Raw genomic sequence first — 22,960 nt, 5'->3', positions numbered from 1 at the left:
GAATCCGTGGGAATGTCACGCACAAAAGGTCTGACTACCAACCAATAGCACTCTATTGGGCTCAGCTGTGTCCCCAACCGCCGGGCGGGATCGCGCACCGGCGCCCCGCCGAGAAAAGGCGGGGTTTAAAGGCCAGATTAAACAGGTAAATACCGCAGGTGGAGCGCTCCGAAGACACAACTGACCCGATCCAGGCACCACCACCGGTGAGACATCCGACCCCGACCCTTGTAGGGTCGAACTGATGTGTGGAGCCACCGGAGAGGTGCGTCTCGATGGCCGGACACCTGATGTTTCCGCGGTGTCGGCCATGGCTGAGGCGATGGCGCCCAGAGGTCCCGATGCGGCCGGCGTGTGGTCGCAAGGTCGGGTTGCCCTGGGCCACCGACGTCTGAAGATCATTGACCTGACCGAAGCGGGCGCGCAGCCGATGGTGGACCCGGACCTGGGCCTGACCATCTGCTGGAACGGCTGCATCTACAACTACCAAGAGCTGCGCGCGGAGCTGTCCGGCTACGGTTACCGCTTCTTCTCGCACAGCGACACCGAGGTGCTGCTCAAGGCCTACCACCACTGGGGTGACCGCTTTGTCGACCAGCTCAAGGGCATGTTCGCCTTCGCGATCGCCGAGCGCGACAGCGGGCGGGTGCTGCTGGGCCGGGACCGCCTCGGGATCAAGCCGCTCTACCTCAGTGAGGACGGCGACCGGATCCGGTTCGCCTCGTCCCTTCCGGCGCTGCTGGCCGGCGGCGGGGTCGACACCCGCATCGATCCCGTCGCGCTGCACCACTACCTCACGTTCCATTCGGTGGTTCCGCCGCCGCTGACGATCCTGCGCGGCGTCAAGAAGGTTCCGCCGGCCTCGATCGTCGCGATCGAACCGGACGGCACGCGACGTACCACCGTCTACTGGTCACCGGATTTCACCCGCCACGAGGACCGGTCCGACTGGTCCGAACGGGATTGGGAAGACGCGGTGCTGGCGTCGCTTCGGCTCGCCGTCGAGCGTCGGCTGGTCGCCGATGTCCCGGTCGGCTGCCTGCTGTCGGGCGGAGTCGATTCGAGCCTGATCGTGGGGCTGCTCGCCGAGGCGGGCCAACACGGGTTGGCGACGTTCTCGATCGGGTTCGAATCCGTCGGCGGCGTTGCCGGCGACGAGTTCAAGTACTCCGACATCATCGCCAAGCATTTCGATACCGATCATCATCAGATCCGCATCGGTACCGACCGCATGTTGCCCGCGCTGGACGGCGCGATCGCCGCGATGAGCGAACCGATGGTCAGCCACGACTGCGTGGCCTTCTACCTGCTGAGCCAGGAAGTGGCCAAGCACGTCAAGGTCGTGCAGTCCGGGCAGGGCGCCGACGAGGTGTTCGCCGGCTATCACTGGTATCCGCCCATGGCCGATCCGGCCGCGGCGTCGCTGGACGGCTCGGTCGCGAGTTACCGCAGCGCGTTCTTCGACCGGGACAGCGCCGGCGTCGGCGCCCTGATCAGCGACGCGTACTGGGCCGACGGCGATCCGAGCGGCGCGTTCGTCACCGAGCACTTCGCCGCGCCGGGCGCCCAGACCGGGGTGGACCGGGCGCTGCGCCTCGACACCACGGTCATGCTCGTCGACGATCCGGTCAAACGGGTCGACAACATGACCATGGCGTGGGGCCTCGAGGGTCGCGTCCCGTTCCTCGACCACGAACTCGTCGAGCTCGCGGCCACCTGCCCGCCCGGGCTGAAAACCGCGCACGGCGGCAAGGGTGTGCTCAAACAGGCTGCGCGCCGGGTGATTCCGGCCGCGGTGATCGACCGGCCCAAGGGCTACTTCCCGGTGCCCGCGCTGACCCATCTCGAGGGCCCGTATCTCGATCTGGTCCGCGACGCGCTCTACGCACCGGAAGCCAAGGAGCGCGGCCTGTTCCGCCCCGAAGCCGTCGACCGGCTACTGGCCGACCCGAACGGCAGGCTAACGCCGCTGCGCGGCAACGAGTTGTGGCAGATCGCGTTGCTGGAACTGTGGCTGCAGCGCCACGGGGTGACAGGAGCCGCGGCATGACGACCACCGACCCCGATGCCGCCCGGCCGCAGGCACCCGAATCGGGCGAGGACCACACCGAAGCCATCACGCTCGGCCTGCACGATGCCTCACCACAGCATCTGGTCGACGCGATGGCCGACGATGTCGAACTCGAATTGGGTTGGGGCCGACTGATTTTCGGCCAGACCTTCGCCGATCCCGAGAAGCTCGCCGAGGTGCTGCAGCAGGAGGGCCCTGGGCGTCGCGACATCTGCATCTACGCCCGTGAATCCCATGTGCTGATCGCGCGCTCCCCCGCCGAGCTGTTCATCGACCCGAGCCACACCTACCGGTTGCGGTTCACCGACGATTTCGGCCCGGCGGAACCGATCGGCTTCTCCGTGCGGACACTGCAGACGCCGAAAGACGCCGACGCGATGAACCGGGTGTACGTGCGATGCGGCATGGTGCCCGCACCCGTCGACGTCATCTGGCACAACCACACCCTGACTCCGGCGGTCGTCTATCTGGTCGCGGTCCGCGACGACGACGGCAGTGTCGTCGGAACCGTGACGGGCGTCGACCACAAGCGGCTGTTCGCCGATCCCGAGGACGGGTCGAGTCTGTGGAGCCTCGCGGTGGACCCGGCTGCCGGGCTGCCCGGGGTCGGCGATGCCCTGACCCGGACCCTCGCGGGCATCTTCCGTGATCGCGGGCGCGCCTACATGGATCTTTCGGTCGCCCACGACAACACCGCGGCGATCGCCCTGTACGAAAAGCTTGGCTTCCAACGGGTTCCCGTGCTCGCCGTAAAGCGCAAGAACGCGATCAACGAACCGCTGTTCACCCACCCCCCGGAAACCGTCGACGATCTCAACCCGTACGCGCGCATCATCGCCGACGAGGCCATGCGCCGCGGCATCTGGGTCGAGGTGCTCGACGCGGGCGCAGGCGAGATGCGGTTGGCGCACGGCGGCCGCAGTGTCATCACCCGAGAATCGCTGTCGGAGTTCACGTCTGCGGTGGCGATGGCCCGATGTGACGACAAGCGCCAGACCCGGCGCATCGTGTCCGATGCCGGTATCGCGGTGCCGAAGGGTCGACTGGCCACCTTCAACGACGAGGATCACGCCTTTTTGGCCGAGGTCGGCGATGTCGTGGTCAAGCCCACGCGCGGCGAGCAGGGCAAGGGCATCACCGTCGGGGTCGACAGTTCCGAGGAACTCGACGCCGCCCTGCACCGGGCCCGCGAGCAGTATCCCGAGGTCCTGATCGAACAACGGGCGACGGGCGACGACCTGCGGCTCGTGGTGATCGACGGCAAGGTGGTCGCCGCCGCGATCCGCAAACCGGCCGAGGTGATCGGCACCGGCAAGCACACGGTGCGCGAACTGATCGAGACCCAGAGCCGGCGCCGGGAAGCCGCGACGGGCGGGGAATCCCGCATCCCGATGGACGACATCACGGTGTCGACCGTCAAGGAGGCGGGCTGGTCATTCGACGACATCCTGCCGGAAGGCAAGCACCTGCGGGTGCGGCGTACCGCCAATCTGCATCAGGGCGGCACGATTCACGATGTGACGGCCGAGGTGAATCCCGAACTGTGCCGTGTCGCGGTGAAGGCGGCCGAGGCGATCGGGATTCCCGTCACAGGCATCGATCTGCTGGTGCCCGATGTCACGGGCCGCCAGTACGTGTTCATCGAGGCCAACGAGCGTCCCGGGCTGGCCAACCACGAACCGCAGCCCACCGCAGCCGCTTTCGTCGATTTCTTGTTCCCGCAGCAGCCGGGGTTGCCGCAAGCCTGGACACCTTCCGAGGCGGCTGACTGAGCGCTCGCGCGAAGGCAGGCCGCCGAGAATCCAACACAGTGGCGGCTGACTGAGCGCTCGCGCGGGTTCAGCTGAGCGCTTGCGCGGGATCTACCAGCTGCTGGTGCGCAGCACGATCTCGGCGGCGAGTTGCGCGGTGGAGTCCTGGGCGTTCCGCCTGCCCAGCATCTCCACGAGCCGAAAGTCACCGTAGACGTAGCGCTGGCTGGCCTTGGCGACGGCGCGGGCCGCGGGGTTGCTGACGAGCGCGGTGGTGTTCATCTCCACCGGCGGGCAGCCGCCGTCGCGGATCACGCCGGTGGGATCGGCGACCCGTGGGTGGCCGCGGTCGACGACGACGAGGCCGATGAACTTGTCCAGCCGCGTGGCGGCCAGCTCCCAGGCGAGCTCGCCGCCGAGGCGGTCGCCGACCAGCAGCGCCCATTTGATGTTGAGTGAGTCGAGGATGCCGACGACCGATTTCGCGGTCAGCCGTGGGTCGGGCCCGATGACGATGGTCCGCAGCGACGCGGTGTGCAGGCGTTGGCAAACCGCCTCGTAGGCCGCTGGTCCGTGATGGCCTGCGCTGAGCAGCACCACCGTGGCTCCCTTCTCGGGACCGGCCACGTCGACGGCGATGGAGAAGCCGTCGATGGTGGTCACGCTGGTGAGCATTGGGCCAACCTACCGTCCCGGTTCGGCCGGTGGGGCAGAAATCAGTTTGTCCTAACGGCGGCGTCAGCGTGTTCGGACGCGCTCGACCTGTTTGGCGAACGTGTCCAGAAACGTCTGCGGCAACGGGCCTTTGACTGTGATCGACGGATTCTGGGTGGGAAACGCGATGCCGAAAACCGCCCAGTTCCCGACGTTTTCAAAGGCGAAATACACGCTCTCGTCGGCCCCGTTGAGTCGCATGGTCTGTTGATACGCCAATGCCGACGGGTTCGCTCCGGCGAGCCGGGTGGTGGTGATCGGGATGCCCTCGTCCGACGGATCGAAGAAGGTGCGGAACTCGGCGCAGCGGTCGGCGGTGGCGGCGAGCCGATCGAGCGGAAGCGGCGAACTCAGCACGGTGAGCACCATGCGTGCCCCGTCGTATGCGGCGACGAACTTGCCCGCACTGCCCGGACCGCGTTCGGCGGATTCGGCGATCACCCGCGTCAGCCCGTCCGAGCAGCCCTCGGGTGAGGACAGCATGCTGGGCGGCCCGCCTGCCCCGTCGGGTTGGCCGGGCTCCTCGATGACACGGTCGTATCGCACCCCGGGTGGGAAGTCGGCCGCGGTGAGCACCACCTTCTGCAGGGTGGCGCCGGGCCACGTCGCGGTACCGGCGACCACGGTCGCGCACCCGCCGAGGCCGAACATCGCGGCCAGCAGTACAGCGAGAAACAGCCTTCCCTCGCGCAGGCTGATCATGGCCCCAGGCTACCGACAATCCGTGGATCGAGATCGTGTCCCGGTGCGCGCATAGTGCGCCGGTGTGGTCGCAAGCATTCGTTTGAAGTGGCGGTTGAGATGCGACTGGTCGTGAAACCCGACCGCGGCGGCGACGTCGGACGGCCGCATTCCGTCGAGCAGCAAACGCCGGGCCGCATCAACCCTGCGCCCGGTCAGGTACCGGTGCGGCGGCAGGCCGAACTCCCGACCGAACGTGCGCACCAGATGTGCCGGATCGGCGTGGAGAACCCGCGCGGCCTCGTCGAGGGTCAATCCGATTTCGATGCGGCTGTCGAGGAGATCGCGCAGTCGATGCGCCAGGCGGCGGTCACGCACCTGGGGCGGTTCGGTCACGGCCCGCCGGAGGTGTGCCTGAACGCGTTCGACGATGAACGCGAGCCGGCTCGCGGCCTCGAACTCGTCGCCCGGCCCCAGCACATCGTGAAGCCGATCGATGCGGTCCCGCAGTGCCGCGTCCTGCAGCGTGGGGGTGTCGACGGCGGCCCCGATCCCGGTCCATACGCCCGGTTCGAGGTAGAGCACCCGTTTGCGGAATCCGCCGGGGCGGATCGCCCGGCCATCGTGCGGTACGTGCGGCGGTAACAGGGTGACGGCTTGCCCGGCCGAGCCGTGCCGGCGCCCGTCGAGTTCGTAGCCGATGATTCCCGAGTCCACGATGAGCAGCGTCCACGCGTCGTGGGTGTGCTGCGGGTAGGCATGGCTGCGGTACCGCGCGTGGAAGACCTCGGTGATGCCACCCACGTGCGGACGCCACGCGGTGGTCTCCGCGTCTGCAACCACATCAAGAACGTACAAGACGGCGGCCGCCTCGTCTCGCAGCATGGTTGCGTGCAAAGTGATGAATCCCCAGTGCGTTTCGAGACGAAGATCGCGGTGTTGCTGCGTGACGACCTGGAAGCATGGCAACGCCTCAACGTCTGCGCGTTCGTGGCGAGCGGCATCGCGGCCGCCGATCCGGACGCCGTCGGCGACCCCTACGTCGACGCCGACGACACCGAGTATCTGGCCATGTTCGGCCAGCCGGTGCTGGTGTTCGAGGGTTCCAAGGAGACGCTGCGCGCCGCCCACACCCGGGCGCTCACGCGGGGCGTGCCGATGTCGATATTCACCGCGGACCTGTTCGCCACGGGCAACGACCGGGACAACCGGGCGGCGGTCCGCGCGGTCGCACGTGCCGATCTCGACCTCGTCGGATTGGCCGTCCATGCCCGCCGGAACGTGGTCGACAAGATCCTCAAAGGCGCACGCATGCACGCCTGAGGAACGGTCAGGTCTGCAGTGTGGTGACCATCGTCGGCCGGCGCGGTGTGCCGCGCTCCAACAAGTCGAGCACGGCGTTCACGTCGATGTGATCGGCGAGCAGATCCGCCATCAGGTCGAGTTGGGCGTCACGCCGAGCAGGCACGTCGACATCGTCGGCGACGACGAACCCGGCACGCCCGGCGGCGCCGGCGACCTCGGTGAGCCAGGCCCGGCGCAGTTCGTCGTTGTCGAGCAGCCCATGCCAATGCGTGCCGTACACGACGCCGCGCCGCACCCCGATCCCGAGCCAGTCCGCCTCGGCGGATCGCGCGACCTGACCGTGATGGATCTCGTACCCCCGCAGCGGAGTCTCCCAGTGCCGCAACGTCTTCTCGCGCGCGAACACGATCTCGGCGTCGAGCAGGCCCATGCCGTCGACCACGCCTGCGCGGGATTCGACCGGATCGTCGATCCGGCGGCACAGCATCTGGAATCCGCCGCACACCCCGAGCACGGCGCGGCCCTGGCCGGCATGGTCGACGATCGCGTCAGCCAGACCTCGTTCGCGCAGCCACGCCAGATCGGTCACGGTCGACTTGCTGCCCGGGATCACGACGAGGTCGGCATCGGCGAGGTCGGCCGCGTCGGCAACCCAGCGCACCACGACACCGGGCTCGCATGCCAACGCCTCGACATCGGTCGAGTTCGAGATGCGCGGCAGCCGGATCGCCGCGACGGTCAACGCCTGCTCCCCCCGTGGTGGCTGTGGTCTGCCGACCAGACCGCCCGCGACAACCGACACGGAATCCTCGGTGTCGAGCCACATTCCGTCGTGGAACGGGACGACGCCGTACGTCGGGCGGCCCGTCAGCTCTTCGAGCCGGCGCAGGCCTGGCTCGAGCAGTGCCGGGTCGCCGCGGAACTTGTTCACGATGAATCCGGCGACGAGGGCTTGGTCGTCTGGCTCGAGCACGGCGACCGTGCCGTGGAAATGAGCGAGCAGCCCGCCGCGGTCGATGTCCCCCACCACGATCACCGGAAGGCCTGCCGCGCGTGCGAGTCCCATGTTCGCCAGGTCGGTGGCGCGAAGGTTGATCTCGGCGGGCGAGCCCGCGCCCTCACAGATCACCGCGTCGAATTCCGATCTCAGTGAGGCCAATTCGTCGGCGACCACGGCGGCGAGGTGCTCGCGGTGATGGATGTAGTCCGCGGCGGCCACTGACCCGGCCACGGTCCCCCGGATCACCAACTGCGAGGTCCGGTCACCACCGGGCTTGAGCAGGATGGGGTTGAACCGGACGCTGGGCGCCAGCCCGGCGGCGCGGGCCTGCATGGCCTGGGCGCGGCCGATCTCACCGCCCTCGACGGTGACCGCCGAGTTGTTGGACATGTTCTGGGCTTTGAACGGCGCGACCGAAAGGCCTTTACGGGCGAGCAACCGGCACAGTCCCGCCACGACCATCGACTTGCCCGCGTCGGAGGTGGTGCCGGCGACCAGCAGCGCGCCGCTCACTGTGCGCCCGCGAGCCGAAGTCTCACGGCAGCGTGAGAATGTCGGCGCCGTCCTCGGTGACCACCAGGGTGTGCTCGAACTGCGCGGTCCATTTGCCGTCCTTGGTGGCCACGGTCCAGCCGTCGTCCCAGATCTCGTAGTCCAGTGACCCCAGATTGATCATGGGTTCGATCGTGAAGGTCATGCCGGGCTCGAGCACCGTCTCGACCGCGGGCTGGTCGTAGTGCAGCACGACGAGTCCGTTGTGGAACGTCGTGCCGATCCCGTGCCCGGTGAAATCGCGAACCACGTTGTAGCCGAACCGGTTTGCGTATGCCTCGATGACCCGCCCGACGACCGACAAGGCGCGGCCCGGTTTGACGGCCTTGATGGCGCGCATCGTGGCCTCGCGCGTGCGTTCGACGAGCAGCCGGTGCTCTTCGGATACGTCGCCGGCGAGGAACGTGGCGTTGGTGTCGCCGTGTACGCCGTCGATGTAGGCGGTGACGTCGATGTTGACGATGTCACCGTCTTCGATGACGGTCGAATCCGGGATCCCGTGGCAGATGATCTCGTTGAGCGAGGTGCAGCAGGACTTGGGAAAAGCCTTGTAGCCCAACGTCGACGGGTACGCACCGTGGTCGATCATGTACTCGTGGGCGATGCGGTCCAGTTCGTCGGTCGTCACGCCCGGCGCGACGGCCTTGCCCGCTTCGGCCAGCGCGCGGGCGGCGATACCGCCTGCGATGCGCATCTTCTCGATGACCTCGGGCGTCTGCACCCAGGGTTCGCTGCCTTCCTGCACGGTCGGCTGCCACGCGTACTCCGGCCGCGGGATGGACTTGGGCACCGGAAGGGTCGGTGAGAGCACGCCGGGGCGCAGGGCACTACGAACTGACATACCGGTCAGGGTACCGATCTCGGCCGGTCGGACCGGCATCAGAGCACCGAGAGAGAATGAAACTCTCCGTTTTCGAGAACAATGCTAACGTAGCGCCATGCTCACCGAGCCCGCACCGGCCCATCTGCTCAATCAGCTGGGATTCCGCGATGTCGAAGAGAACGACGAGCGGCTGGTCATCGAGATGGACAACCGCCCCGACCTCGCGAACATCCGCGGCGCGTTACAGGGTGGCCTGGTCGCGACGCTCATCGATTGCGCGGCGGGCCGATTGGCCGGCCGCCACGTCGGCCCGGGGCAGGACGTCACCACCGCCGACCTGAACGTGCACTACCTCGCACCGATCATCACCGGCCCGGCGCGCGCCGTGGCCACCATCGTGCGCGCAGGCCGACGGCTCATCGTCACCTCAGTCGACGTCACCGATGCCGGGCGCGACCGTCTGGCGGCCCGGGCCACGCTGAGTTTCGCGGTCCTGGACCCGCGGTGATCTCGTCGGCCGACGGGGCCTAGGTTTTCGTACCGCGGCCGAACCAGCCCTTGCGCGGGCCGCGGATGTCGACCGAGCCGCACACCACGCGGCCGGTCAGGATCACGTGCGGGGTGCCGTCGGCAGGCGCGTCACGACGGCGATCGGTGGCACTGCCGACGATCACCTCGACGTCGTCGATCGAGGCGCTGGCGCCGTCGGGCAGCCTCATCTCCAGCGACCCGAACTTCATGTCGATCTCGACCACGACCATCGGTCCGGCGAAACGGGCCCGCGTGAGGTCGAGCTCGACCGAGCCCATCCGGCGCACCAATGCCAGCCGAGTCGGCACCGTCCACTCCCCCTGCCGTTTCAGCGAACCCAGCACGCCGCGCAGTTCGACCCGGTCGGCGGCCGTCGTGACGATCGCACCAGGGCCCGGCAGATCGCCCACGAGCGCATCGAGATCGGCGTGCAATCGCGCCTGCGACACCAGCGCCGAGCGCTCCTCGAACTCGGCGATGTCGATCAGGCCGAGCGCCACAGCGTTGTGCAGCCGACGCAGCGTGCCGTTGCGGTCGGCGTCCGATACCCGCATCTCCACGGATTGCTCATTGGTCCCCGTCATGGCGAGTCCCACGTTACCGCTACCCGCTCTCCCAACGACGCCGCAAGCGCGCCGCACTACGCGAGGTAGTCGGCGGGCATGCTGTCGAACATCGCCTTGCACATCCGGACCGCGTACTCCGAGCTGCCGCCGCCGACGATCAGCGCCGCGAACGCCAGGTCGCCGCGGTACCCGGCGAACCACGAATGCGATCCGCCCTCGAATTCGGCCTCACCGGTCTTGCCGCGCACATCGCCGACGCCGTTGAGCTCTTTTGCTGTTCCGTTGGTAACCACCAACTGCATCATGGGCCGTAGCCCGTCGACCATCTTCTGGCTGATCGGGGCGGCCGCTGCGCCGTCGACCTGAGTCTGGTGGCCTTCGATCAGTTGGGGCACAGGGGTTTTCCCGGCCGCCACAGTCGCGGTGGCCAATGCCATGCCGAACGGGCTGACGAGGACCTTGCCCTGCCCGAAGCCGTCTTCGGTGCGCTCGGCGAGGTTGACCGTGGGCGGCACCGAACCCGACACGGTCGGGATTCCCTCTACGTGATAGTCGGGCCCGATCCCGTACTGCGCGGCGGCCTGCGTGAGTCCGCGCGGCGGCATCCGGCTGGCCAGCTCCGCGAACGTCGTGTTGCACGAGTTCGCGAACGCGCGCGACATCGGCACGACACCGAGGTCGAAGCCGCCGTAGTTGGGCACCGTCCGGTGACCGATGTCGAGGTGGCCCGGGCAACCCAGCAGCGTGTTCGGGGTGGCCATGTCGCGTTCGATGGCCGCACCCGCCGTGACGATCTTGAACGTCGACCCGGGCGGATACAGCCCCATGGTCGCGACCGGTCCGTCGACATCGGCCGCGGCGTTCTGCGCGACGGCCAGGATCTCCCCGGTCGACGGCTTGATGGCGACGATCATCGCCTTCTTGCCGGTCGTGTTCACCGCGTTCTGGGCGGCGTTCTGCACGGCCCGGTCGAGGCTGATGGTGATCGACGGCGCGGGCTCCCCCGGCACCTCGTTGAGCACGTCGACGTCGACGCCGTTCTGGTTGACCGTCACCACTCGCCAACCGGCCTGGCCGTCGAGTTCGTCGATCACCGCCTTCTTGACCTCGTTGACGATCGCGGGCGCGAACTTGTCATCGGTCGGCAGGAGTTCGGCCTGCGGCGTGACGACGACACCGTCGAGGCCCGCGACCGCGGGAGCCACCCGATCATGGTCGGATTGCCGCAGCGTGATCAGACTGAGCGGCTGCGCGGACGAGCTCGCCTGCTCGGCAAGGCGCTGGGCGTCCATGCCCGGATCGAACGGCCGCAACGCGTCGGCGACCACCCTGGCCGCCGACATCAGGCCCGCGCCGGCGGATCGCGCATCGAGGGCGTAGTGGTAGAGCTTGCCGGGGACGAGCACATCGGTGCCGCCACGCTCGTTGACCGAGGCCCGCCGCGGCGGATCGGCGCGGAGCGCGAAGGTCTGGTGCTCCCCGAGCCGCGGATGCAGGCCGGTGGCGCTCCAGCGCACCTCCCAGCGACCCTCGTCGCGGATCATGTTGAGCTGGCCGTCATAGGTCCAGGTGCGGTTCTTCGGCAGATGCCACGTGTAGCGGTAGGCCACGCTGCCGGTGTCCTGCGAGTACTTCGAACCGAGGATCTGAGCATCGAGGCGGGTGGCCTGCAAGCCGTTCCACGCCTCGTTGAGCGCGGTCTTGGCATCGGCCGGGCGATCGGACAGCTCGGCGGCAGCCGCGGTGTCGCCGGTGGCCAGTGCCGCGAAGAACTTCTCGGCTGCCGGCTCCGGGCCGTCCGGACGCGGCGTGCAACCACTCAGCGCCAATGCTCCGAAGACCGTGACGGCCGTCAAAAGGCCGATGGTCCGTGTGACTGATGATGTTGTAGTTGCCATTGAGGCTGATGGTAAGAACGTTGCGGTCCGTTTCGTCGGAGGCGCACCGAGATCGAATCGATACTGTGCCGAGATCTGAGCGCGGGGCCTCCCCAGTGCGGAGCGCGGGGACTATCGTGGCGAAGGCAACCATGCCCGCCACCGAGTTGATCTACGTGCCGTTCAACGCCGCCGGGGTTCCCACCGGAGTGGCGCGGATGCCGCAGGCCATCCAGGCGGCCGGCGTCGAGCAGGCACTCGTGCCAGCCCGGTCCACGTGGATATCCGTGACCGAAATGACCACGGCCCGAGGCCCTTCCGGCTTGTTGAGCGAGGCGGCGCTGTCGCGCATGGTGACTGACAGCGCGGCCGCACTGAGCGCCGCCTGGCAGCGCCGCGCGATACCGATCGTCGTTGCCGGCGATTGCCCGGTCCTGCTGGCGCCATCGATCGCGGCCGCCGCAAACGGCGGCGAAGCGGGACTGGTGTTCATCGACGGTCACGAGGACGCCTGGGATCCCCACGGGACACCGACCGGAGAAGCGTCGGACTGCGAAATGGGCCTGGCCCTGGGACTGTTCAGCGGACCCGAAGCGCTGGACGCACACCTGCCGTGCCTGCGGGCGGAGCATGTCGCGATGCTCGGGCCGCGCGATCAAGCCGAACTCCTGGAGGCAGGCCAACCAAGCCTGCGCGACCACGTCGCGGTATATGTCGACGGTTCCGACCTGGCCGCCCGCACCGATGTCGCAGACATCGCAGATCTCGTGGCGCGCAGTGCCGGTAGCGCGCCCGGCGGCTGGTGGTGTCACGTCGACCTCGATGTGCTCGACACCGCGTCGCTTCCCGCGGTCGACTACCCGCAGCCCGGCGGGCTGACGTGGGCGCAGTTGGAGCACGTGACCAGTGCGTGCCTGAACGTCCCCGGCTGCCTGGGCGCCAGCGTGGTGATCTACAACCCCGACCTCGACGACGGCCGATCAGCCGGCCGCATCGCGGATTTCATCGCGTTCGTCCGCGACCGGCTGACTACCACTCGCCCGAGGTAGTCATCAGACATCCAGGCCGCGCAACAGGATGTCGAGGCCGCGACGGAATTCCTCGACCGGCCTGATACCGCGCGCCTCCTGGGCGGTCTCCGACAGCAGCGGAAACTGGTCGGCCGGCAACTCGGCTAGCGCTTGCGTTCCCGGCCCGGCCAGCGCACCGTACTGTTCGACCGCAAGCGCGCCGAAAACGTACGCCAGCACTGCCCGGAACGCATATACGCGTCGCTTGCCGGTACAGCCCGCATCGGTGAGCACACCGAGCACCACCTCACCCCACCGAAGCGATGCCGGCGCACGGTGACGGTGGATGAGCACAAGCGGCACCACTGCGGGATGCCTTGCCGCAGCGTCGCGCACACGCTCGGCCAGTTCGGTGAGCTGGCGGGCGGGTCCGCCTCGGGGCATCCGGAGATCGACCCGCGCGAGCACCAGATCCACCACCATCACCTCGAGTTCGTCACGGTCGGCGACGTAGCGGTAGAGCGACATCGTGCCGATCCCGAGCCGACGCGCGACGGTGCGCATCGACAATGCCGCGAGCCCGTCGGCGTCGACGACAGCCAGCGCGGCCGCGGCGATCTGATCGGCGGTGAATGAACGTGGACGTGGCATGACGATTGAAAGCGTACACCGTACGGCTATAGTGGGCACGTAGGCGTACATCGCACGCTAAAGGAGTCACCGTGCCCCGTATCAACCCGCCCGCCACCATCGCGGGACATGAATTCCGCAGTGTGACAGGCGAACACATCCCGGTACCGGATCCAGAACACCTGGTCCACCTTCAGTTCCGCAGGTTCGCCGGTTGCCCGATCTGCAATCTGCATCTGCGGTCTTTCGTCAGTCGCCACGACGAGATCAGCGCCGCCCGCATCCGCGAAGTGGTGTTCTTCCATTCGCCGGAATCCGAATTGGCCGAGCACACAGCGGATCTGCCGTTCGCGACCGTCGCCGATCCCGACAAGGAAACCTACCGGCGATTCGGCGTGGAATCCGGCGTCCGCGCGCTGCTCGATCCCCGCAGCTGGCCGGCGATCATCGGCGGCAGCGCCCAGACCCTTCGTGGCCGCTTCCGCGCACCGGCGGCCAGGCAGGCCGGCGGACGGCTCGGCCTACCCGCGGACTTCCTCGTCGGCCGTGACGGCACCGTGCTCGCCGCGAAGTACGGCGCGCACGCCGACGATCAATGGTCGGTCGACGAGCTGCTCACGCAGGCCGCTGCCGCGCGTATCTGACGTCAGTCGAGGAGCACCGTGGCGAACGTACCGACCTGTTCGAAGCCGATACGCGCGTAGGTCGACCGTGCCACGGTGTTGTAGCTGTTGACGTAGAGACTCGCGGTGCGGCCGGCACCGACCACCGCGGCCGCCAGCGCCGCCGTGCCTGCGGTGCCCAGGCCGTGGCCGCGCCAGTCCGGATGCACCCAGACCCCTTGGATCTGCCCGACGGCCGGCGACTGCGAACCAACCTCGGCTTTGAACACGACCTCGCCGCGTTCGAACCGCGCCCACGCCCGCCCGGCGGCGATGAGCCCGGCGATCCGCCTGCGGTAGCCGCGGCCGCCGTCGCCGAGCCTGGGGTCGACCCCGACCTCACCGATGAACATGTCGATGGCCGCCACCAGATACGCGTCGAGCTCTTCGATGCGCACAGGCCGAACGGCCGGATCGATCGGGCACTGCGGCATGGAGTTCAGCGCCATCAACGGTTGCTGCTCACGCACATCGCGTGCGGTGCCCCACACGGACTCCAGGCGCTGCCACATGGGCAACACCAACTCCGCGCGGCCCACCAGTGACGAGCAGCGACGCGCTGTGCTCATCGCCTTGTCGGAGAACGCCTTCAGATCGTCGGCGTCGCCGCGCAACGGAATCAGGTTCGGCCCCGCGTAACACAGTGATTCGTTGACCCGGCGCCGCGTCCACAGTTCACCGCCGATGGCACTGGGTTCGACACCGTACTCGGCCACGCGGGCGGCCACCATGCAGGAACCGACCGGGTCTTCGTCGAGCACCTGGAGCACTGCCGCGGCGTCACGCACCACGGACACCCGCCGTTCATCGACGAGGCGGAAAAGTGGCGGAGCCGACATCCAGATTCTCTCTGCTCAACCCGAGGGTGTGGTGACCCCGCTCACAGGGTCGTTCTCAGCTTACGGTCACCACGGGCGAACCGCTCGCATCATCTGAACCTCTCTCCTCGGCGAGCCGCATCGCTTCTTCGATCAGCGTCTCGACGATGTGGGCTTCCGGAACGGTCTTGATGACCTCACCCTTGACGAAGATCTGCCCCTTGCCGTTGCCGGAGGCCACACCGAGGTCGGCTTCACGGGCCTCACCCGGGCCATTGACCACACAACCCATCACCGCGACGCGCAGCGGGACGTCGAGCCCGTCCAGGCCCGCGGTGACCGCGTTGGCCAGCGTGTAGACGTCGACCTGGGCGCGCCCGCACGACGGGCACGACACGATTTCGAGGCCACGCGGGCGAAGGTTCAGCGATTCCAGGATCTGGTTGCCGACCTTGACCTCCTCGGCCGGCGGCGCCGACAGCGACACCCGGATCGTGTCGCCGATGCCCTTCGACAACAACGCGCCGAACGCGACGGCGGACTTGATGGTCCCCTGGAACGCGGGGCCGGCCTCGGTGACGCCGAGGTGCAACGGGTAGTCGCATTTCGAGGCCAGGAGCTCGTACGCGGCCACCATGATCACCGGGTCGTTGTGCTTGACGCTGATCTTGATGTCGCCGAAACCGTGCTCCTCGAACAGCGATGCTTCCCACAACGCGGATTCGACCAGCGCCTCAGGGGTGGCCTTGCCGTACTTCTCCATGAACCGCTTGTCGAGTGAGCCCGCGTTGACACCGATGCGGATCGGGATGCCGGCATCACCGGCGGCTTTCGCCACTTCCTTGACCCGGCCGTCGAATTCCTTGATGTTGCCCGGGTTGACTCGCACCGCGGCGCAGCCCGCGTCGATCGCGGCGAAGATGTACTTCGGCTGGAAGTGAATGTCGGCGATCACCGGAATCTGGCTGTGGCGGGCGATCTCCGCAAGCGCGTCGGCGTCCTCCTGGCGCGGGCACGCGACGCGCACGATGTCGCATCCCGACGCGGTCAGCTCGGCGATCTGCTGCAGCGTCGAGTTGACGTCGTGGGTCTTGGTGGTGCACATCGACTGCACCGCGATCGGATGGTCGCTCCCGATGCCGACATTCCCCACCATCAGCTGGCGGGTCTTGCGCCGGGGAGCCAGCGTGGGTGCCGGAGGGGCCGGCATACCCAGACCGATGGACGTGGTCATGTGGGATCTCCTACTGGAAGATGCTGAGCGGGTTGACCAGGTCTGCGGTCACGGTCAGCAGCATGTAACCGACCACGACCACCAGCACCACATACGTGGCGGGCATGAGTTTGAGGTAGTCGACCGGCCCGGCGGCCACTTTGCCGCGCGCCGCTCGGATCATATTGCGGATCTTCTCGTACGTGGCCACCGCGATGTGGCCACCGTCGAACGGCAGCAGCGGCACCAGGTTCACCGCGCCCAGCACGAAGTTCAACTGGGCCAGGAAGAACCAGAACATCACCCACAGCCCGGCGTCGACGGTCTCGCCGCCGATGATGCTGGCGCCCACGACGCTGATCGGGGTTTCCTTGTCGCGCTCGCCGCCGCCGATCGCCTCGACCAGGGCACCGATCTTGGTGGGGATCTTCGCCAATGCCTTGCCCAGTTCGACTGCCAGGTCACCGGTGAAGGCGAACGTCGCGGGCACCGCGGTGAGCGGGTTGTACTGCGTGGGTGGCTGCGCTTCCGGCGCGGCCACGCCGATCGCGCCGACGGTCGTCGGCTCCTTCGAGTCAGCACTCGTGAACCGCTGCGTCTGGGTCACGTCGACGACGGTCGTGATGGTCTGGCCGTCGCGCTTCAGCTCGATCGGCACCGGGCCGTCGAGCTTGCGGATCGCCGCGGCCATCGAGGGGAAGTCGGAGACCTCGGTGTCACCGACCTTCACGATCTCGTCGCCGGCCTGGATGCCGGCCTGCGCCGCAGGGCCTGGACCGGTGCACTCGCCCATCTTGTCGATGCTGATTTGCGATGCGACACAACCCGTTTCACCGACGATGGCGGTCGTGGGCTGGTTCAGGTTGGGCAGGCCCCAGACGATGGCGATGCCGTAGACGAGCACCAGGCCGATGATGAAGTTCATCGCGGGCCCGGCGAACAGCACCGCGACGCGCTTCCACACCTTCTGCCGGTACATCGCGTACGGCCGGTCCTCGGGCTTGAGCTCCTCGACCGAGGTCATGCCCGCGATGTCGCAGAACCCGCCGAGCGGGATGGCCTTGATGCCGTATTCGGTCTCCCCCAGGCGGTTGGGCCTGCGCGTCGACCACAGGGTCGGACCGAACCCGACGAAGTAGCGGCGGACCTTCATGCCGGTGGCCCGGGCCACCCACATGTGCCCGCATTCGTGCAGAGCCACCGAAACCAGGATGGCCAGCGCGAACAACGCGATGCCGATTGCGAACATCATTTGGTGACGAGCCCTTTTCTGACGGATTTCTGCTCGACGGCACGCCGGGCCTGATCTCTGGCCCACCGCTGCGCATCGAGTACGTCATCCACGGTAGCTGGTTCGGCGGACCACTGGTCGGCAGCGTGCAACACGTCACCGACGGTTTCCACGATGGTGGGGAACGTGATCCTGCCCTGAAGGAACGCCTCCGCTGCTTCTTCATTGGCGGCGTTGTAGACCGCGGTCAGACATCCGCCCCGCTTGCCGGCATGGCGAGCGAGATCGACCGCCGGGAACACCTCGTTGTCCAACGGCAGGAATTCCCACGTCGATGCGGTGGTGAAGTCGCAGGCCGGCGCCGCGCCGGGGACCCGATCGGGCCAGCCCAGCGCCAATGCGATGGGCAGTTTCATGTCGGGCGGGCTGGCCTGGGCCAGCGTCGAACCGTCGGTGAACGTCGCCATGGAGTGCACGATCGACTGCGGATGCACGACGACCTCGATGTGGTCGTAGTCGATGCCGAACAGTAGGTGCGTTTCGATGAGTTCGAGACCCTTGTTGACGAGAGTCGCCGAGTTCAGCGTGTTCATCGGTCCCATCGACCAGGTCGGATGCTTGCCCGCCTGCTCCGGGGTTACCGAGCGCAGATCGCCGGCCGACCAGCCCAGGAACGGGCCGCCCGACGCGGTCAGCACGATCTTGGCCACCTCGTCGGCGGATCCGCCGCGCAGGCATTGCGCCATCGCCGAGTGTTCGGAGTCCACCGGCACGATCTGGCCGGGCGCGGCGGCCTTGAGCACGAGCGGCCCGCCGGCCACCAGAGACTCCTTGTTGGCCAGCGCCAGCCGGGCACCGGAAGCCAGCGCCGCGAGCGTCGGCTGCAGACCCAGCGCCCCGACCAGCGCATTGAGCACCACGTCGGCCTCGGTGTCCTCGACCAACCGGGTGACGGCGTCGGGCCCGGCGTAGGTCACGTCCCCGATCCGCTCGGCGGCCGCGGGGTCGGCGACCGCGATATTGCCGACGCCCGTCTCAGCACGCTGGGCGGACAGCAGTTCTGGATTGCCACCGCCGGCGGCCAGCCCGACCACCTCGAAGCGGTCAGGGTTGGCGGCGATCACCTCCAGCGCCTGGGTGCCGATGGAACCGGTACTGCCGAGGACCAGCACGCGCCGTCTGTCGCTCACTGATCCATTGTGCCGCGCCCGCGGTCCCCGACCCAATCACCGTGTCCGGGCCGACGGGTCGACCGTCGCCTCGATCTTCGCGATCCGCCCCCCGCGGACGGTGAAGACCAAAACGGCCACGAGCCGTCGGTCGAGGAACGCGAGCACTCCCGGTTCGCCCACCGCACCCCCGACCAACGTGCCGCCTGCGAGGTGGTGCAGCAGGTTGGGCGCCACTCGGTCGCGTCCGTGATTGATCTGGGGCGGCGGGGCCGGATCACCGACGAAGGTGGCGACACCCCACACGGTCGGATCGAGCACCTCGGTCAACGCCTGAAGGTCGCCGTTGGCGCATGCGGTGATGAACTTCTCGACCACGAGTTGATGCTCGGTCGCTTCGATCTGGGCCGGTCGAGGCGTGGTCTCGGCGAACTTCAAGCGGGCGCGGCGCGCCAGCTGCCGACAGGTACCGACCGGCCTCCCCACCGACACGGCAATCTCATCGAACGGCACGCCGAACACGTCGTGCAACACGAAAGCCACCCGCTCGGCAGGGCTGAGCCGATCCAGCACGGTGAGCAGTGCGGTGCGGACCTGATCGTCGAGGGTTACGCGGTCGGCGGGGTCGGGATCGGCGGCCGGCGTCGTCTGGACCGCCTCACCGGCATCGGGCCGTTCCAACCGGGCCCGGGCCGAGCGAACCCGGTCGAGGCACAACCGCCCCGTGACCACCGTCAGCCAGGCCCGAACGTCGTCGATGTGCTGTTCCTCGGCCCTCGACAGCCGCAGAAACGCCTCCTGCGCCGCGTCTTCGGCTTCCCCGATGTCACCAAGCATCTGATAGGCGAGGTTGACCAGGTACGGGCGGTGGTCGCGCCACGCCTGTTCGACCAGTGCGGAATCGGTCATGCAATTAGGACGAACCAGCAGTCCGGAAAGTTACCGGTCGGCGGGCGTAACTTTCTGCGGCGGCGGTCCGTCCTTGGATCCATGAACACAACAATTCTCGTCACCGGCTCGACCGGAAACGTCGGTCGGCCGTTGGTCTCCGAACTCGTCAACGCCGGTGCGCGCGTGCGCGCCGTCACCCGCAACCCGCAAGCCGCGGCCTTCCCGCCCGAGGTTGAACTCGTGGAGTCGGTCGCACAAGGTATCCCCGGTGCGACCGCGGTCTTCCTCAATTCGCGCGGACTCGGCGACGAACTGGCCGCGACGATCGACCTCGCGCGCACGTCCGGAGTGCGACGGCTCGTGGCCCTGTCGGCGATCAACGCCGACGAAGACGATTCCCGCCAGCCCTCCCGCGTACGTGGCGACCGCAACCGGGAAACCGAACAGCTGGCCGTGGCTTCGGGCCTGGAGTGGGTGAGCCTGCGGCCGACCTACTTCGCCTCCAACTTCGCCGGGATGTGGTCGGCACAGATCCGGTTGGGCGACGTCGTGAGCGGCCCGTACGCCGACGCGTCCCTCGCACCCATCGCCGATGCCGACATCTCGGCGGTGGCCGCGGTGGCGTTGCTCACCGACGAGCTTGTGGGGCAACGCATTCCACTCACCGGACCGGAGGCGCTCACCAACACACAGCTCGTGGCGGCGATCGGTTCGGCGCTGGGCCGCCCGTTGCACTACCAGGAGGTACCCGCCGATCTGGTGCGCAAGCACTTCGTCGCGATCGGCTTTGCCGCCGAGTTCGCCGACGGGTATCTGGCCCTGATGTCCGACGCCGTGAAAACCCCTGCATTGGTGACACACGAGGTCGACAAGATCCTGGGCCGCCGTGCCACGACGTTCGCCGAGTGGGCGTCGCATCACTCGCACCTTTTCACCGAGAAGTGATGGGAGACAAACATGTACAAACGAACGGCGGAGCCGAGCCCGTCACGCTGGCTCAAGCCGATGAATAAGGTGATGATGGCCGTCCAACGGCTCGGCATCCGCACCGGCCCGGCAATGGTGTTGACCGTGCCGGGCCGCAAGACCGGCCTGCCGCGCAGCACCCCGATGACGCCGTTCGTCCACGACGGCGGCCTGTACACCGTGGCGGGCTATCCGAGCGCTGACTGGGCGGCCAACGCGCGGGCCGCCGGAGCCGGGACCCTGTCGCAGGGCAGGCGCTCGCGCCACGTGACGATCGTCGAACTCACACCCGAGCAGTCCCGACCGGTGCTGCGCAGCTTTGCGGTCAAGGTTCCGGTCGGCGTCGGCTTCGCCAAGCGCTCGGGTCTGGTCACCGATGGCACGCCTGACGAGTTCGAGGCGCTCGCCGGGCGGTTGACGGTGTTCCGGCTCGATCCGGCCTAGACGATTTCGACGTCGGCGCCGGGCAAGCGCCGGGCTTGCGTGGCTCGTCAAGGACCGCGCACTGCTTTGCCGCTGAGGGCGTGGTCGTTGAGGCGTTGCCGTGGGTCGGGGTCGAGCAGTATCCAGCCGGGTGGGAGTCCGGGGTCGATGGGTTGCAGATCGGACAGTTCCGGGCCGAATAGCTCTGCGTCCCAGAGGTGTTCGACGTTGGGCGGGTCGGGTGTGGGTGGGTCGAAGTGGGCTTCCCACTCCAGGTTCCAGTCCAGGTCCCATTGCGGTGCCTGCTCAACGTCGCACTCCGACTCACACTCCGGTTCCGGCGGGAAGTCGGGTTCAGCATCGCACTCCAACTCGCACTCCGGTTCCGGCGGGAAGTCGGGTTCAGCATCGCACTCCAACTCACACTCCGGTTCGGGCGTGAAGTCGGGTTCAGCATCGCACTCCAACTCGCACCCCGGTTCGGGCGTGAGGTCCGATTCAGCATCGCACTCCAACTCGCACTCCGGTTCGGGCGTGAGGTCCGGTTCGTGGTTGGGTTCCTCGTCGGGTGGGGCGAGGAGCAGTTCGGGCCGGTGGTGGTAGTTGATGCGGTTCTGGCCGTGGTCCAGCCCCGCGGCGGGTGCCATTCGACTTCACCGCGTCCGTTGATGGTGGTCGTGTATCCGCCGTCAGAATTGACCAGGCGGTTGTCCGGCCCGCAGGCCAAGGCCAACTCGTCGACATTGGTGTTGCCGCCGTCGACCCAATCGGCGACGGCGTGATGCACCTGGCATCCGTAGGCACCGACCGTGCAGCACGGTTTCGTGCAGCCGCCGTCGCGGGCGATCAGCATGATTCGCTGGGCCGGGCTGGCGATGCGCCGCGCCCGGAAGTAGTCCAGCGCCGCACCGGTGGCCTCATCGAAGACGGCCAGGTGATGGTTGGCGTGCCCGCCCATGCGGATGACATCTTTGATGGGAATTTTGGTACCACCACCGCTCACCCCGATCCCGGCCCTCGATTCCAGATCCTGCAGCGTGGTGCGGATGATCACCGACACGGGTAGGCCGTTGAGTTGCCCCAGATCGCCGCTCATCAAGGCGATGCGCCCGACGACCAGCAGCGCATCGTGCTGGCGTTGGGCGAGGCTGCGGTGATCGTTGTCGATCTGGGCCTGCGACGGGGTACCGGTCGTGCAGGGTTCGTCGTCGTCGGGGTTGCACATGCCCGGCGCGGCGAATCTCGCGAACAGCACCTCCCAGACCGCGGCGGTTTCGGGGGTGAGGTTGGCGGTCAGGCCGGTCATCGCGTCACGGTCCTGCTTGGCCACGTTGACGCCACGTTTGCGCGCCCGTTCGGTGTCGTCGGGATCGGGTCCGTCCTGGTCGAGCAAAAACAACCGCAGTTCGGCGGTCTCTTTGAGTTCTTTGGGCGAAACCCCGACCCCGACACGGACCAGATCGGCTTCGAACTGTTCACGAGTCGCCTGGTCGACCCACCCCGGCAGGGCACTGATCGCATCACGCAGCACCTTGACGTGATCGCCGGTGATCAACCCGGCCGCTTGGGCAGCTGCGACCACCGGCAGCAGCGGCGCGAGCGGTTCCCCGGTCAGGGCACGCCGTGGACCTAATGCGGCGGCCTCGGCCAATCGGCGCCCGGCCTCGGCGGTCGACAGGCGCCACCGGATGCGCAGCACCGTGTTCCACGATTTGGCGCCCAACTCCCGCGGCGTGGTCACGGCCTGCAATTGGGCCAGCAGGCGATGCCATCCGGTGGGCAACTGACAGGTCAGGGCCTCGTACTCATCCATCACGGTCAGCAGTTCAGCCCGGCTCAACGAGGCGAAGTCACACGCGGCGAACACGTCGAACGCGGCCCGCAACCCCGCCATCGCCTCGACCGCACCCGCCTGCATGACTCGAACATACATTCGACCACCGACAAGAATCGTTCCCAATGTCCCGGGCAGGCTCCTGGAGGTCGGCCATTTGCCGACGTAGGCGATGCGGCGTGCGGGCAGGTTCGACAGCCACAGCCCGAGCTTCGAGGCGGAAATGTCACCGATGTCCTGAG

Annotated in this window: 21 protein-coding genes and 1 pseudogene; 8 read left to right on the top strand and 14 right to left on the bottom strand. The window is 67.8% G+C overall.

From position 1 onward, the window contains the following. The first annotated feature begins 244 nt into the window (after window positions 1–244). Together AWC31_RS29550 and ngg are read left to right on the top strand one after the other, a co-directional pair. Window positions 245–2,050 (top strand): N-acetylglutaminylglutamine amidotransferase, encoded by a 1,806-nt coding sequence (locus AWC31_RS29550; protein WP_085148016.1) that lies wholly within the window; start codon window positions 245–247, stop codon window positions 2,048–2,050. Then, window positions 2,047–3,843, top strand: a complete 1,797-nt coding sequence (gene ngg, locus AWC31_RS29545) for an N-acetylglutaminylglutamine synthetase (protein WP_067852397.1) — start codon at window positions 2,047–2,049, stop codon at window positions 3,841–3,843. Before AWC31_RS29550 ends, ngg begins: the two co-directional genes overlap by 4 nt. Window positions 3,844–3,933: 90 nt before the next feature. Here the strand turns inward: ngg and AWC31_RS29540 are convergent, their stop codons facing one another. From AWC31_RS29540 to AWC31_RS29530, 3 genes are all read right to left on the bottom strand, one after another. Next, window positions 3,934–4,497: an alpha/beta fold hydrolase gene (locus AWC31_RS29540; protein WP_067852395.1), complete on the bottom strand. Its 564-nt coding sequence runs from the start codon at window positions 4,495–4,497 to the stop codon at window positions 3,934–3,936. 63 nt (window positions 4,498–4,560) lie between these two features. Then, complete coding sequence (locus tag AWC31_RS29535) at window positions 4,561–5,238, bottom strand: hypothetical protein (protein ID WP_234790930.1); 678 nt, start codon at window positions 5,236–5,238, stop codon at window positions 4,561–4,563. Between the two features lie 9 nt (window positions 5,239–5,247). Then, window positions 5,248–6,060 (bottom strand): helix-turn-helix domain-containing protein, encoded by an 813-nt coding sequence (locus AWC31_RS29530; protein WP_445252265.1) that lies wholly within the window; start codon window positions 6,058–6,060, stop codon window positions 5,248–5,250. A 69-nt stretch (window positions 6,061–6,129) separates the two neighbouring features. Here AWC31_RS29530 and AWC31_RS29525 point away from each other — a divergent pair, with 69 nt between their 5' ends. Then, on the top strand, window positions 6,130–6,540 hold the full coding sequence (locus AWC31_RS29525) for a PTH2-like family protein (protein ID WP_085148014.1): 411 nt from the start codon (window positions 6,130–6,132) through the stop codon (window positions 6,538–6,540). A gap of 7 nt (window positions 6,541–6,547) precedes the next feature. Here AWC31_RS29525 and AWC31_RS29520 read toward each other — a convergent pair whose 3' ends face one another. Further along, window positions 6,548–8,035, bottom strand: coding sequence for a cobyric acid synthase (locus tag AWC31_RS29520; RefSeq protein ID WP_085148012.1), 1,488 nt, complete (start codon window positions 8,033–8,035; stop codon window positions 6,548–6,550). A 22-nt stretch (window positions 8,036–8,057) separates the two neighbouring features. Next, window positions 8,058–8,915, bottom strand: a complete 858-nt coding sequence (gene map, locus AWC31_RS29515; protein WP_067852610.1) for a type I methionyl aminopeptidase — start codon at window positions 8,913–8,915, stop codon at window positions 8,058–8,060. A 97-nt stretch (window positions 8,916–9,012) separates the two neighbouring features. Between map and AWC31_RS29510 the strand changes: the two genes are divergently transcribed. Next, on the top strand, window positions 9,013–9,405 hold the full coding sequence (locus AWC31_RS29510; protein WP_067852391.1) for a PaaI family thioesterase: 393 nt from the start codon (window positions 9,013–9,015) through the stop codon (window positions 9,403–9,405). A 19-nt stretch (window positions 9,406–9,424) separates the two neighbouring features. On the opposite strand, the gene AWC31_RS29505 is transcribed toward AWC31_RS29510, so the two are convergent. Beyond that, entirely contained in the window at window positions 9,425–10,012 is a 588-nt protein-coding gene (locus AWC31_RS29505) for a DUF1707 SHOCT-like domain-containing protein (protein WP_085148009.1), read from the bottom strand. 56 nt (window positions 10,013–10,068) lie between these two features. Further along, window positions 10,069–11,892 (bottom strand): penicillin-binding transpeptidase domain-containing protein, encoded by a 1,824-nt coding sequence (locus AWC31_RS29500; protein ID WP_085148006.1) that lies wholly within the window; start codon window positions 11,890–11,892, stop codon window positions 10,069–10,071. Window positions 11,893–12,008: 116 nt separating this feature from the next. Here AWC31_RS29500 and AWC31_RS29495 point away from each other — a divergent pair, with 116 nt between their 5' ends. Further along, complete coding sequence (locus AWC31_RS29495) at window positions 12,009–12,920, top strand: arginase family protein (protein ID WP_165766080.1); 912 nt, start codon at window positions 12,009–12,011, stop codon at window positions 12,918–12,920. Between the two features lie 3 nt (window positions 12,921–12,923). On the opposite strand, the gene AWC31_RS29490 is transcribed toward AWC31_RS29495, so the two are convergent. After that, window positions 12,924–13,532, bottom strand: coding sequence for a TetR/AcrR family transcriptional regulator (locus AWC31_RS29490; RefSeq protein WP_085147999.1), 609 nt, complete (start codon window positions 13,530–13,532; stop codon window positions 12,924–12,926). Between the two features lie 80 nt (window positions 13,533–13,612). On the opposite strand from AWC31_RS29490, the gene AWC31_RS29485 reads away from it, so the two are divergent. Continuing rightward, the gene (locus AWC31_RS29485) at window positions 13,613–14,155 is read left to right on the top strand and encodes a peroxiredoxin-like family protein (protein WP_085148331.1); all 543 of its coding nucleotides are present in this window, start codon (window positions 13,613–13,615) and stop codon (window positions 14,153–14,155) included. Window positions 14,156–14,157: 2 nt separating this feature from the next. Here the strand turns inward: AWC31_RS29485 and AWC31_RS29480 are convergent, their stop codons facing one another. The 5 genes from AWC31_RS29480 to sigI are packed head-to-tail and all read right to left on the bottom strand — an operon-like array spanning window position 14,158 to window position 19,513. Continuing rightward, window positions 14,158–15,012 carry a GNAT family N-acetyltransferase gene (locus AWC31_RS29480; RefSeq protein ID WP_067852381.1) on the bottom strand — a complete coding sequence of 285 codons (855 nt, stop codon included), beginning with the start codon at window positions 15,010–15,012 and terminating at the stop codon, window positions 14,158–14,160. A 55-nt stretch (window positions 15,013–15,067) separates the two neighbouring features. Then, a complete protein-coding gene (gene ispG / locus AWC31_RS29475) occupies window positions 15,068–16,225 on the bottom strand; it encodes a flavodoxin-dependent (E)-4-hydroxy-3-methylbut-2-enyl-diphosphate synthase (RefSeq protein WP_110775331.1) in 1,158 nt (385 codons plus the stop codon). Between the two features lie 10 nt (window positions 16,226–16,235). Then, window positions 16,236–17,456 carry a M50 family metallopeptidase gene (locus tag AWC31_RS29470; RefSeq protein WP_067852379.1) on the bottom strand — a complete coding sequence of 407 codons (1,221 nt, stop codon included), beginning with the start codon at window positions 17,454–17,456 and terminating at the stop codon, window positions 16,236–16,238. Then, window positions 17,453–18,625 carry a 1-deoxy-D-xylulose-5-phosphate reductoisomerase gene (gene dxr, locus AWC31_RS29465; RefSeq protein ID WP_085147996.1) on the bottom strand — a complete coding sequence of 391 codons (1,173 nt, stop codon included), beginning with the start codon at window positions 18,623–18,625 and terminating at the stop codon, window positions 17,453–17,455. Before dxr ends, AWC31_RS29470 begins: the two co-directional genes overlap by 4 nt. A gap of 36 nt (window positions 18,626–18,661) precedes the next feature. Next, entirely contained in the window at window positions 18,662–19,513 is an 852-nt protein-coding gene (gene sigI / locus AWC31_RS29460) for an RNA polymerase sigma factor SigI (RefSeq protein ID WP_085147993.1), read from the bottom strand. A gap of 81 nt (window positions 19,514–19,594) precedes the next feature. On the opposite strand from sigI, the gene AWC31_RS29455 reads away from it, so the two are divergent. Together AWC31_RS29455 and AWC31_RS29450 are read left to right on the top strand one after the other, a co-directional pair. Beyond that, complete coding sequence (locus AWC31_RS29455; protein ID WP_085147989.1) at window positions 19,595–20,440, top strand: NmrA family NAD(P)-binding protein; 846 nt, start codon at window positions 19,595–19,597, stop codon at window positions 20,438–20,440. A gap of 12 nt (window positions 20,441–20,452) precedes the next feature. Beyond that, a complete protein-coding gene (locus AWC31_RS29450) occupies window positions 20,453–20,905 on the top strand; it encodes a nitroreductase family deazaflavin-dependent oxidoreductase (protein WP_085147986.1) in 453 nt (150 codons plus the stop codon). A 518-nt stretch (window positions 20,906–21,423) separates the two neighbouring features. Here the strand turns inward: AWC31_RS29450 and AWC31_RS29445 are convergent. Continuing rightward, window positions 21,424–22,817, bottom strand: a pseudogene (locus tag AWC31_RS29445) (HNH endonuclease signature motif containing protein); the annotation flags it as partial. Window positions 22,818–22,960 lie beyond the last annotated feature (143 nt).

Origin of the sequence: Mycolicibacterium wolinskyi (genome assembly GCF_002101965.1) — a bacterium.
Taxonomy (GTDB): domain Bacteria; phylum Actinomycetota; class Actinomycetes; order Mycobacteriales; family Mycobacteriaceae; genus Mycobacterium; species Mycobacterium wolinskyi.
Note: the sequence above shows the minus strand (reverse complement) of the source record. Positions and strands in the feature narration are given on the sequence as shown.